The sequence below is a fragment of the Hominimerdicola alba genome, from assembly GCF_900112155.1.
Classification (GTDB): Bacteria; Bacillota; Clostridia; order Oscillospirales; family Ruminococcaceae; genus Hominimerdicola; species Hominimerdicola alba_D.
This window is the reverse complement of sequence record NZ_FOKQ01000038.1, coordinates 16,447-29,483: the sequence shown is the minus strand read 5'-3', so window position 1 is coordinate 29,483 and position 13,037 is coordinate 16,447. Positions and strand designations below refer to the sequence as shown.

10 protein-coding genes are annotated in these 13,037 nt (G+C 41.5%); 5 read left to right on the top strand and 5 right to left on the bottom strand.

From position 1 onward, the window contains the following. Positions 1-333 precede the first annotated feature (333 nt). On the top strand, positions 334-948 hold the full coding sequence (gene tnpC, locus BM265_RS16000) for an IS66 family transposase (RefSeq protein WP_431767995.1): 615 nt from the start codon (positions 334-336) through the stop codon (positions 946-948). Between the two features lie 208 nt (positions 949-1,156). On the opposite strand, the gene BM265_RS15995 is transcribed toward tnpC, so the two are convergent. From BM265_RS15995 to BM265_RS15985, 3 genes are all read right to left on the bottom strand, one after another. Then, the gene (locus BM265_RS15995) at positions 1,157-2,041 is read right to left on the bottom strand and encodes an IS3 family transposase (protein WP_242940874.1); all 885 of its coding nucleotides are present in this window, start codon (positions 2,039-2,041) and stop codon (positions 1,157-1,159) included. Continuing rightward, the gene (locus tag BM265_RS15990) at positions 1,990-2,334 is read right to left on the bottom strand and encodes a transposase (protein WP_074962996.1); all 345 of its coding nucleotides are present in this window, start codon (positions 2,332-2,334) and stop codon (positions 1,990-1,992) included. Before BM265_RS15990 ends, BM265_RS15995 begins: the two co-directional genes overlap by 52 nt. A 132-nt stretch (positions 2,335-2,466) precedes the next feature. Further along, the gene (locus BM265_RS15985; RefSeq protein WP_074962995.1) at positions 2,467-3,342 is read right to left on the bottom strand and encodes a leucine-rich repeat domain-containing protein; all 876 of its coding nucleotides are present in this window, start codon (positions 3,340-3,342) and stop codon (positions 2,467-2,469) included. A 284-nt stretch (positions 3,343-3,626) separates the two neighbouring features. Here BM265_RS15985 and BM265_RS20430 point away from each other — a divergent pair, with 284 nt between their 5' ends. Then, on the top strand, positions 3,627-3,791 hold the full coding sequence (locus BM265_RS20430; RefSeq protein ID WP_207646996.1) for a hypothetical protein: 165 nt from the start codon (positions 3,627-3,629) through the stop codon (positions 3,789-3,791). 180 nt (positions 3,792-3,971) lie between these two features. On the opposite strand, the gene BM265_RS15975 is transcribed toward BM265_RS20430, so the two are convergent. Further along, on the bottom strand, positions 3,972-6,200 hold the full coding sequence (locus tag BM265_RS15975) for a substrate-binding domain-containing protein (protein WP_074962994.1): 2,229 nt from the start codon (positions 6,198-6,200) through the stop codon (positions 3,972-3,974). 180 nt (positions 6,201-6,380) lie between these two features. On the opposite strand from BM265_RS15975, the gene BM265_RS15970 reads away from it, so the two are divergent. Continuing rightward, complete coding sequence (locus BM265_RS15970; protein WP_074962993.1) at positions 6,381-9,146, top strand: glycosyl hydrolase; 2,766 nt, start codon at positions 6,381-6,383, stop codon at positions 9,144-9,146. Positions 9,147-9,366: 220 nt separating this feature from the next. On the opposite strand, the gene BM265_RS15965 is transcribed toward BM265_RS15970, so the two are convergent. Continuing rightward, the gene (locus BM265_RS15965; RefSeq protein WP_242940872.1) at positions 9,367-9,582 is read right to left on the bottom strand and encodes an FMN-binding protein; all 216 of its coding nucleotides are present in this window, start codon (positions 9,580-9,582) and stop codon (positions 9,367-9,369) included. A gap of 1,050 nt (positions 9,583-10,632) precedes the next feature. On the opposite strand from BM265_RS15965, the gene BM265_RS15960 reads away from it, so the two are divergent. Then, positions 10,633-11,700, top strand: a complete 1,068-nt coding sequence (locus tag BM265_RS15960) for a BspA family leucine-rich repeat surface protein (RefSeq protein ID WP_074962992.1) — start codon at positions 10,633-10,635, stop codon at positions 11,698-11,700. Positions 11,701-11,870: 170 nt separating this feature from the next. Then, complete coding sequence (locus tag BM265_RS15955) at positions 11,871-13,001, top strand: hypothetical protein (RefSeq protein ID WP_143098753.1); 1,131 nt, start codon at positions 11,871-11,873, stop codon at positions 12,999-13,001. Positions 13,002-13,037 lie beyond the last annotated feature (36 nt).

Sequence of the window (13,037 nt, the reverse complement as noted above, 5' to 3'; positions counted from 1 at the left end):
AGTACAGCAACGGTAATCTTACCTTTGGAAACATCAATACCTACTGCGTTCATAATAAATACATCTCCTGAATTGAAATTGTAATCGGGCAAACCACACTTTACTCATTACCTATTCAATCTGTTTGGTGACACGAACGCACATACTGTGGCTCAACCTGCATAAAACGAACGCTATAATGAAAGCATGGATGACAGTCTTAGATGCGGGCACTCTGTCCCAAGGGGATTATCGTCATTCCAATTACTGCTTTCATTATAGCTTAAGTAACAAGTACGTGTAAATCCTTACCGGTGTGCAAGGTTTTACCCGTCAATTATATTGTAACAGGGGATTATATCATTTCTGAAGGGCTTTGATGGCTATCTGGTGCGTGACGGATACAGCGGATATCATGTGGTTACCGGTGTAAAGCACTGCGGCTGCATGACTCATGTCCGAAGGTATTTCGTCAATGCGCTGCCTAAGGATAAGTCTGCACAGGAAACATCGGTCGCAGCAGAGGCGGTCAGGTATTTTGAGCGGATATACCATGAAGAAAACCAGCTGTCAGGCATGACAGCTGAGGAAAGATATGAGCAGCGTCTGGCGAAGGTCAAGCCTTTGCTCGATGCTTTCTTTGCGTGGCTTGAAACGCTTCATGTCAGCGGAAAGAGTGCTCTCGCCAAGGCAGTAGCCTATGCGCTGAATGAAAAGCCGTATCTATACACTTTTCTGGAGAACGGGAACGTTCCGATAGACAATAACCGTGCCGAAAATGCCATAAGGCCCTTTGCTGTTGGCAGAAAGAACTGGATGCACAGCAATACGGCGAACGGTGCTAAAGCAAGCGCAGCACTGTATTCAATCGTTGCAACGGCTCAGGCTAACGGGCTGAACACAGAGAAGTATCTGACAGAGCTGTTCTCACATCCGGCAGGAACAATTCTCCTTCCATTCACTATATGATATTCAGACAGGCTCACCGAGGTGAGCCTGTTTCTTTGATACTATGTATCGGCGGTTTACGCTTACAGATAACCCAAACTTCCCGCCAATATTCACCAAACCAACAAAAAGGCACCCCTGCCGTCAATTGAACTGACCCCAAAAAGTTAGACAAACTTTCAAGAGAAAACTTATGCAAAGCGACTAAGAGAAATCTTGGTCGCTTTTGTTATGCAGCATTGAGCCTATATTCAACAGGAGACATACCATCGAGCTTAAGCTTGATGCGCTTTGTGTTATACCAATCGATGTAAGCGTGCAGCTCGGATATGAAATGTTCGACAGAGTCAAACTTCTGTAAATAGAGAAGCTCTGTTTTCAGCAATCCAAAGAAGTTTTCTGCACAAGCATTATCAAGGCAATTTCCCTTTCGTGACATACTTTGCCTAACGCCTTTGTCTTTAAGCATTTTCTGATAATGTTTGTGCTGATACTGCCAGCCCTGATCTGAATGCAGTATTAACTGTGTGTTGTCAGGAATTTTAGCAAAAGCCTTTTCAAGCATATCTGTCACTTGAATCAAATTAGGGTGGCGGCTTAGATTGTAAGACACAACTTCGCCATTGAAAAGATCGATGATCGGCGACAGATAGAGTTTGATACCAAACAAAGCAAACTCCGTCACATCAGTGACCCACTTCTGATTAGGCTTATCTGCTTTGAAATCACGTTCCAGAAGATTCGGTGCTATCCTGCCGACTTCTCCTCTGAACGAATTGTACTTTTTCATACGAACACGACAGAATATGCCCATTTTACGCATTAATCGCTGAACAGTCTTATGATTTATCTTATGTGTTTTTCTCAGTTCTTTTGTTATTCTTCGATAGCCATAGCGACCTTTGCTTTCATCATAGATCTTGCGGATAAGCGCTTTTATATCAGCATACTTATCCGGTTTCGGAGAATCAAACTGTTTGCTGTAATAGTAATAGGTGCTGCGAGGGATACCGGCAATGTCAATGAGCAGACCCACCCTGTGTTCATGCCTTAGCTCCCATATCACTTGTGCTTTTTCTCTTGCCGTACCCTCTCGGCTACCAAGGCATTCAATTTTTTTAAGTATGCGTTCTCTGCACGAAGACGCTGTACTTCTGCGATCAGGTCTTCTTCAACTTCTTTCTTAAGCTTCGGTGGACGACCTGTTGATTTGCGACCTCGTCGCTCAACATAGAAGCCCTCTTTGCCTTCCTCTAGGTATATTCGTTCCCATTCGGCAGCACGTCTATGAGGTAATTCAAACTGTTTCTCTGCTTCTCTGTGGCTCATACCTTCCTTATGCATTGTTTCGACTACCATGATTTTGAATTCAGGAGTGTATCTTTTGTTTGGCTTTCCTTTAGGCATAAAAATGCCCCCTTTCGTTAGATTTCAAATTGGTATATCTCTATTATACCACATTGTCTAACAAAATGGGAGCATTTCAAATAGCAGGAGCGCCGTGATTTTTTTATATTTCAGAGTTTGCTTTGTATGTTACTATACAAGAATTTCAAAAGCATTATTGATAGCATTGACTTTATCCCACTTGCCATTGATCTTAGCTCCAATAGCAACCTTGTATGCCTTAGGCTGCAACTGATCAGTCTTCTTTGGGGAAGTGTAGGTAGTAGTGTCAGCAGGGATACCCTGTTTCTGCACTCTCCATTTGCCAGCAAGATAAACGGCAATGGCATACTCCTCAGCTCCTTCAACTTCTGTCCATTTCATACGAAACTGGTGATACTTTGTATTGAACTGTACCTCATTCAGCACAGGGAATTCGGTCTTGTCTTCAGCATCAAGGATCTTGAAATGTCTATGATTATTAAGAGCATAGTTTTCAATTATCGATCCTTTATAGCAATTGAATACAAGAGATGATCTTGTTTCTGAAAAAGGAAACCATCCTAAGTATGTTACACTTTTTGGAATTTCAATACTTTTAAGACTCGTACACGAACAAAAAGCATAGCTACCTATAGTTGTCAGATTTACAGATAATTTAATATCAGAAAGATGAGTACAATACGCGAATGCATCACTACAAATCGCAGTTATACTATCCGGCATTTTGATACTTACAATGCTACTTTTAGCACTAAATGCACTCGAGCCAATGCTTGTTACAACCGCACCATTTATCTCAGCCGGTATCTCAACCTCTTTTGCATCAAGACCCATGTACCTTGCTATCTCAACAGTACCATCATTTAGTAAAGCATACTCATAGTCGCCATATATAAGTACTTCTCTTCTATCAAAGGTAGAAGCCGAAGCTACCACACTGTTGTTTATTACTGCACCGGGAATAACTGCACCGCCGATTACGAATGTCAGCGCCAGCAGACCAGAAATGATCTTTTTACTTTTCATGTTTTGTTCCTCCTATAAAAAACGATTATGTTAACAGTTTAACACAATGTGCAAAGTATGTCAATATATTTACAAAAGTTTCTTCGCAATCACTAATTGCATCATTATTATTAACTTCGTTGTTGTTCTTAATTTTTCTTGCGCGTTTCAACAATAGTAATTGAAAGATTGGTACAAAAAACAGCAGAGCCGAAGCCCTGCTGTCGTTATTTTCAGTTCATTTTGCCCTATTGTCAGGGCATGATATCGGTGTCACATTACTTTACAGTAACGAAAAAATTGTGGTGAATGAGAACTCCTTCGATTGGTATCTGCACTTCACGGGCGATGACAAAACTCCGAAGACGTGCAATGTGGAGGGTGACAAAATAGCCCATAAAATCGAGCTTTTCGGGGCGTCTTATGCGCCTGCGTTGGTGGAGGGCTGCTCAGGCTGCAATCGCTTCTAAGTAATAGTTTTAAAGCCGCGTTTTCAGGGGAGTTTTATACACCCTTTGAAATTGTGGAAGCTATTAATGTAAGATCAGTAGCGATATATTGTGTTCTGTCTTTAAGCAGGCTGAACATACGATAAAAAATCAAAGCCTCGTATCGACGGTGTTTATACACCGTTGGTACGGGGCTTTTTGTTATTTCTCTCCCTTTGTTTTTCGATATTCGTTTGGCGATACTCCGTTTTTCTTTTTGAACTGTCGGATAAAGTGACTGGTGTTATGATATCCACATCGTTCAGCGATCTCCGTAACAGATAGTTTCGTATGTATCAGGTGGTATTCAGCACTGTCCATTCTTGCTGATATGATGTCCTCCTTACAGCTTGTGCCGAATAATTCCTTGTATATTCTCTGAAAATGGCTTTTGCTTATCCCGAGACTTCTTGTGATAGATTTTACGTTCCATGGATTATGCGGAGAACTGAATATACTTTCACGCAGCGATGTGAATGTATCCCTATAACTGAAAATGCCTGCCTGCATGGAAAGTATTTTGCCTTTGATGTTCTGAACGGCAGTATCCAGTATTTCTGAGAAACTGAATATGTCTGCCGACGATATCTTTTCAGAAAGAAAGACAATGTTTTCGGGTTCGATCACTACCGTACCTTTATAGATTGTATCCATTTTGTCAGCGATTTCTCTTGCCCAATCCCGATGCAGCCCGTTTTGATCGCTTTTGCTGCTGACGATAACGATCAGATCATCTTCGATACTTGCAAGCAGCATTTCTTCGGGAGATGAGATCCTGAGGGCATTGACGATCGCGTGGATCGGCGGAACAGGATATTTTTTCTTATCATTTTGTAAGTACGAAATGATCGTAAGCGTCATGGATGTTTCACTGTCATTCATTATTATCTGCGTCAGTCGTCCGATCAGCCCGCGTTTGTTGTATATTCCGAGTATCGGTGCGTATTCCGATATAGCCTCGATCCGCTTATTGACAAAAGTTTTATACATTATATTCTGTACGATGTTCAACCCGACGCTGACTGAATCGCACCAATTCATCAGATAATCATCAAGAATGATATCAGCAGCATTTTTATAACTGAAACATATATATCCAAATATCTGCCCTTTGTAGTGAAGCGAAGTTGCAACTGTTAGCTGAGGACTATGAGGCTGTGTAAAAAAAGGAAGCAGTTCAGAAGAAGGAAATTTGGAAAAAGAAGTATTGATACAGTTATCGGCTGATTCAAAACCGAGCAGCATATTTGATGATAATCCGCCGCGTCTGTAAAGAGCAGGATTTTGAAAATTTCTTTTCCAGTCTTCACACAAGCATATTTCTGCCCTTGTGATGCCGGGTATCATAAAAATACATTCGCCTGTTGTGCGCATTACATCTTCGGGGGTGCTGCATTCTGACATCTTGCTCAGGATGTTAGCGCAGCTTCCTAAACGATAGCTTTGCTTTAGCCGATAAAATGAGCCTGCATAATCACGGATCTCTGAAAGCGCATTGTTTTGTTCGATATTTCTGATATCTGTACAGCCGCAGCTTTCACCAATCACAAGTGAGAAATCGTGTTCATCTGATTCAGTTACCTCATACCCCATGAGCCTGAGCAGCTGTTCGGCAGAACGTCTGCCGCAATATCTCGCCTGCCCTGCAACAGTAGTTATGGAAACATACTCGGTCAATGATATCAGATCGCCGTCAAAGCCTGTGATCTTTATATCATCCGGTACACAGATGCCATGTGATCTTAGTGTGCGGCAAAGCTCAACTGCCATGATATCACTTGCACAAACGATCCCATCCGGTAAGGGTATCTTTCCTTCGGCAAGCTGTATACCGATTTCATGAGGTATTGTACTCCAGTATTTTCCGTAGAAGATACAGCTTTCATCATACGGCAGACCTGCCTTATCCATTGCTTTGCGAAAGCCTGAGATACGGAGCTCTGATTTTTCATCTCCCTTATGACCGCCGATACAATATAACCTGCGGCAATTATGTTTGCGTATAAGATGTTCGGCTGCCAAGTACAGAAGCTCACTTTCGGGCATAGTTATCACCGGAAACTCATCCTGCTGATAACCGATCACAACACAGGGCTTTTCGGTTTTGCGGATCATATCAAAAATACGGCTCCGCAGTCGGTCACTGCAAAACAGTTCTGCCAGAAAGATAAAGCCGTCAAAGTCGGATGAAATGATCAGATCATAAATGTTGATCAATCCCTTATTGTAATCCTCGTCTATCATTTCGTTCATGAAGTTTATAATGCCTGAGAGCAGAATGGTATCATATCCATAATGGATAAATGTTTTATGTATGACTTCTACAAATTTGACATCAAGATTGTTGATCAGTTGCGGAACGATAACACCGATACGTCCTCTGCTATTCACAGTGACCACCTCCTTCATATACCTATTATACACATACGATTTCCTGCCGTCAATAGATTATTTATTATGTTTGGGGCAAAACGCATATTTTTTGGTGCGAAAAATCATTTCATTTTTGGAGATGATGATTTATAATGTTCAGTATAAGGTCCGGAATGTATACTTAAGGAGGTTATATTCATGAAACGATTTATTTCAGCAGCACTGATCGCTGCAATGGCGGCAGGAACGGTCTCGCAGTTCCCGCTTCAGGCAACAGCGGCAGGAAACAGCTATGAGCTGGAAAACGGAACTATTTATGATGCAGGAGAGAACACTACCAAAGTACTGTCTTTGACAGGTGCAAGCGGCGGTAAAGTCATCGACCTGAAAGACGCAGGCGATTCTGTTACCATATCAGCCAATATGGCAAGTGCAGGTATGTACAAGCTGACACTGCGTTACAGTCAGCCCTTTGATGAAGGCGGAAAATACCAGAACATACTTATCAACGGTGCGAATATCGGACAGATACAGTGTGCTTACACAGGTCAGAATAAATTTGCGGAAGTCAGCACCTTGGCATATCTTGATAAGGGAGCAAACAAGATCACCATTCAGGGATCCTGGGGCTGGACATACCTTGATAAACTGACGATAGATAAAAGCGAGGTATCTGTAGGAAACATAAATACATCCCTATCCAATCCGAATGCTTCTTCACAGGCGAAGTCCCTATACAGTTTCTTGTGTGATACTTACGGGGATCATATTATTTCTGGTCAGCAGGAGTCCACTTGGATGGGCAGTGAAGATTATGAAATGAATATCATCAAGAACGCCAGCGGAAAATATCCTGCTCTTCGCGGACTTGATTATATGGGCGATGATTTTTCAGGCTGCAACCGTCGTGCAAAAGCATGGTATGCAAAAGGCGGCATTGTTACGATATGCTGGCATTGTGGAAGTGATTTCAGCGGAAGCCACTCGGAGTCACTTGCAACTGATCTTGACTGGAACAAGGCGCTGACTCCCGGAACAAATGAGTACAATAAACTCATAGCGGGTATGGACAAGGGTGCAAAGGCACTGCTGGAACTGAAGCAGGCAGGCATACCTGTTATATGGCGTCCCTTCCACGAATTTGACGGTAAGTGGTTCTGGTGGGGCAAAGGCGGAGCTGATAATTTCAAAAAGCTCTGGAGGATAATGTACGACCGCTATACCAATGTATGGGGACTTGACAATCTTATCTGGAATCTTGGTTATTGCGGAGACGTCAACAGCGGCTGGTATCCGGGTGATGAATATGTAGATATTGTCGGAGCTGATACTTACGTAGACAATACCAATTCACTCGTCGGTATATATCAGAAAGCAGCACAGGTCACCAATAAAGCCGTTTGCCTGCACGAGAACGGTCCTATACCCGATCCCGATAAGCTGACAGCGGAAGGTGCAAAATGGCTGTGGTTTATGACATGGCACACTTCGTTCATTGATAGTCATGCGATAAATACAGCTTCGTATGTGAAGCACGTATATACCAGCGACTATGTGCTGACACTTGATGAACTGCCTGATGTATATCACTATACTTCGGTAGGCAACAATGATACACCTCAGGAACTTCCTGCGGTGTCCGTTGAATATTCTTCCGGTCATCCCAATAATATCATCAGCCGTAATGTTCCTGCATACGCTAGTGCAGGAAGAGCCTCTGACGGAAATGACAACTATTATTATACGGAATGGTCTGCAAATGCACCTGCATACCTAGCTTATGATCTTTCTTCTGTTCCAAGTTCAGACAGGAAGCAGGTACTTGCGGCATGGTACAATACAGGTACCTTTGATAACATCGGATATTACGTCAATAAAAGTAATGAGCCTGTAAATTACACAATTGAACTCAATTCCGCACCGGGGGGGTCCTATCCTGCTGACGGTTGGGTAACTGCCGCAACAGTTAATGATAACCACTACAGCTCTCGCCAGCATTACATTGATATGCAGGGCTACAACTGGATAAGACTTAATGTAAAAAAATCAGATAACGGACTTGTTAAGCTGAATTTTGATGTGCATAACGCTTCTGAAGGAGTAGCTGACAGCTGGCTGTTCTTGGGTGATTCCATAACTGCGGGAAGTATGGTCAACTGTTATGGTACAAGCTTTGCAGAGTTTATGAACCGTATTGATCCTAAATATTATCCCGTTCAGCAGAATGGCGGTATAGGCGGTACATTAAGCTCTGACGGCAAAAATGCTATAGATAGCTGGCTTCGCGACAACTCCGCAAAATATGTCAGCATCGCTTATGGCACTAATGATGCGTGGGGCAATCCGAACAATACACAGCGGTATTATGAGAATGTAAAGTACATGGTAGATGCCGTTATCGCAGCAGGTAAAACTCCTGTTCTGCCTAAGATACCGTATGCTACCAATAAGGATGTTGGCTCTAATACAGGCTATTATAATGCTATGATAGATAAACTCTATCAGGAATACGGCTCTAAGATCGTTCACGGACCCGACTTTGATCAATTCTTCAGAGAACACACGGAATATCTCAGCAGCGATGGGGTACACCCCAGTTCAGACGGATACGAAGCTATGCGAAAGCTCTGGGCGGAAACTATGTACGCAAATGTCCACTCGGGCAATCAGAATAGCGAAAAGACTTATCCCGATAATATCCGTGTAAGCTACAGCTCTCAGTATCATCAGATCAGATTTACATGGAATGCAGTGAAGAATGCTCAGAACTACGGTATCGCAGTTTATCTGGCAGGAAAGTGGAGGATCCAGACTCAGTCCATACCGTCTTCCACTCTGTCATATACAACTCCCAAGAACCTGACACCCGGCATGACATACAGGGTCGCTATAGCAGCTAAGGTCGGAGGTAAATGGGATACTGCCGGCGCAATCAAGAACTATGTAAGAGTAACTGTAAAGTGATCGGTTTACTGGATCAAAAATTCCCCTCCCAGTAACACTTCATTATGGAACGATAAAAGCGTGTTGATCGCGTTTGATCCGGTCATGCAGGAGTTGTTATTGGCATATAGATTCATACTACCAATATATGACCGCAAACGGCAGTGCACATCAAGTACACTGCCGTTTCGGTTTTAATGGGGATCAGAACATCATCATCACGGTATGACGGTGTTCTTTTTTATTCTTTTGCCTGTTCAAGGCATTTTTTAACAGCATTCATTATGGCATTTGAACTGTAGGTAGCGCCTGATACTGCATCAACTTCATAACTCTGGTAATATAGGATATCACCTGCGATCTTCTCATATGCTGAGTCGAAATACTCGGGTTCTTCCTCATCGGAATAGGCTGATATCTCAGTGATGACATCATTCTCAACAAAATGGTTGTCCAAAGATGTTGAAATCGAACTAACGTACGATTGTCGCTACTTCGTGTATTTTGCTGTTATTTCAAGGTTTGCAGTTAAAATACAGCAAATTTGTTTAGGATGTTGGTCATCCTGATTTTAATATCATAATATAGTGAAAAAGTCAATATTCAAAAATGAGTAAAACACATGGTGATACTTTCAAACTTACATGGAAGGCAGTACCGAATATGCCGGTTTCTTACGGAAATTCTATGTATCGAAATTATAACAATACTTCACGAAACTATCTTGTGTTAAGCCTATAAACAAAGAATAAAAAAGCAATCAAAAACCACAAATTAAAATCATCTTTTTTGAACTGATATCACAATAGAAAGCCCGAAATCGTTTGGTTTCGGGCTTTTTTATACCCTTTTTGAGTGTACAAATTATTGTGCTTTTATCTTAGTTGAATTTACTTGCTAATCAATTTGCTAATCAATCTGCTAAAAAAACATAATACTGCTAATCAAACTACAAGAACAAAATAGTATGCAAATTAAGTATTAAGTGCATCGCTAATCATGCCTGCTAATTCTTGCTTTGCTCTTATACTATCAGCATATACCGCATCGGTAACAGCTGTTGAACTGTGTCCCAATGCCCGGCTTAATACTTTCAGTGTACATTCAAATCAATTCACAATACTGCATAGCTGTGTCTTAAATCATGAAAACGTGTTCTTTTAGGCAAATCACATTTTTCTAACAAACGTTTATAGGCATGATATAATGTTTGTGGGCTTAATACATTTCCCATATCATCACAGCATAACGTTTATCCGGTCAAGTCAGAACCAGCAGATGTTAAGGAAAACTATATTAAAATACTAACAAGTGCGATTATGTATCAAAGATCGAATTAATTACAATATCGATAAGAAGTTGAAACTAAGTGAAGCCTTTTTACTTCATATTGACTTTTACAAAAATCAACAATAATAGATATTGACAACACCATGAAATAATGGTAAGATATAAGTCGTGGATTTATACTAATACACTAATTGTAAATATTTAGGAGGATAAAATTATGCAATTAAAAAAAGTTTTAGCAGTAGTAATGTCGTTATGTATGGTTGCAGGTGCGGTAAGCTATGGTGCGCCTGTTATCTCGCAGGGTATCGCGGCACAGGCAGCCGAGGCTGAGGAAGAATGCTGCTTTTTTGATGAGACAACAGGTGTGTTTACTCTCAGGGGTGAGGTCGATGATCTCGCCGTGAAGAGATTGAGTGAGAAAAACTGGAATAAAGTATCTGTTAAATCCGTTATAGCCGAAGAGGGAACAGTTTTACCCAAAGATTGCAGTAAGTTGTTTTCAGGCTTTGTATATTGTGAGTCAATTGATCTTTCTAAAGCAGATACAAGTAATGTAGAAAATATGCAAGGAATGTTCGAATTATGCTACGATTTGAAAGACTTAGATATAAGCGGTTTCAATACAAAAAAAGTTGAAAATATGAGTGGTATGTTCCTATCCTGTAACAAGTTGAGCTCACTTGATCTGAGCGGATTTGATACAGGCAATGTCACAGAAATGCAAGGAATGTTTGCTTATTGTGACGCATTGACTTATCTTGATGTCAGCAGCTTTGATACAAGCAACGTAACAAATATGGGCGGTATGTTCACTTGCTGTTACGATCTGAACGAGCTGACCCTCGGTGAGAATTATACACTCATTCCCGATACAGCTTGCCTTCCAAAAGGCAACGGCTGGGTAAACACCAAAGACCCTGCAGCCATCATCAGCGGTGAACGTGTGTATGCTGTCATCGAAAACAACGGCAGGAACACCTACGTTCAATATACCAACAAAAAGCCAACTTGTCCCACAAAAATCAGGGTGGAGTATAGCGAAAAATATCATCAGGTAAGATTCACATGGAATAATGTGGAAGATGCTGACAGATACGGCATCGCTGTATATCTTGCTGGCAAGTGGAGAATACAGACACAGGATATCACCGATAATGTCTACACCTCACCCAAGAACCTCCTTACCGGCAAGACCTATAAGGTTGCCATCGCTGCAAGGGTGAACGGCAGCTGGGATACCAAAAGCGCTATCAGAAATGCCGTAACTATCACAGTAAAGTAAACCGATCATATTTCAGAGCTTGGTACCTGCAGCAGGGCACTGAGCTCTTTTTTTTGCTCGTGCTTTATGTATAGAATATGTGTTGACTTTTTCTGCCACATAAAGTATAATTATGGTCATGGGAAAGTTCTTTTTCCATGGCGCATATCATATTGAATACAGGTGATAAAATGAAAAGAATTCTCGCAGGTCTTACAGCCTTGATGCTTACGGGTACATTGCTTTCGGGCTGTGGAAAAGCTGAAAAAACAAAGTCGGAGGAAAAAGAACCCGGCAGAGTATCCGAGGTAATCAAGGACGATGTGACCACCGATGATGACATAGTAACTGCCTATGACGACGAAGTTATTACTGATAATGAAGACACAGAATATGAGTGCGTTTTTTACGAGACCTATGAAGATGCTGTTAGAGCATATTTTGATGCTGCCGCTAACGGTGACTACATAAGGCAGCTGTACACGCAGTACCCCCGTAGATATGCTGACTCCCTGAGGATATATGCTCAGAAACATGAAGAAGTGGTTAAGAAATATAATACTGAAATGCCCGGAAATGAGATAACAGAGATTCTGAAAAAAAACACCTTTTCAGAGAAAGAGCTCAAAAATGAAGAGGAATACTTCGATGATTATGACAGATATGCTGATGAGTACGAGAAAGACTTCAGTGGAATAAGTGAAGGGCATGATGATACTGATTCCGGACACAAATACACTATCACAGAAGGATACATACTTAACGTTTACTTTACCTATGAAGGCAAGCAATATGTGGATGATTGCGATGTTTTATACGTTGAGGGTGAAGGTTGGAAAGTAAGACCTTCTGTGGACATAGTGATGACCGAAACAAATGATCCCGGATCCGATGAAGCAGCGAAATTTGTGTTATTTGCTGATGAGTCCCTGCTGGATCAAGTTGATACTGACATCATTATTGAACATGGGCATGATGTGTATATCATAGGATCTGATGACAGCCTGAACTACAATGTTCCCTCATATATCGACGTTGATGAGATACGAAATATAATCGCTGAGAAGAGCCCCGATTCTTTGAAATATGATTATTTTTTTGTTGGACACAGCAGGAACATTGAGTATGTGGCAGTAAGGAAAAAGAACAGTGATATCAGGGTGGGGACATTCCCGCAGGCATCTATTCCGAAAGTCATGACGGACTATGGTCTTGAAACAGAAAAAGTTGACTTTTCAAAGATAGAAGATTACACCCTTGAAGAATTGTTTGAGATAGCCAAAGATACCATAACGGAAGAACTTACTTCCCTCCCCCGATAGACTCTAATGTTCGAGCGTATGATCGGTTTGATTTGA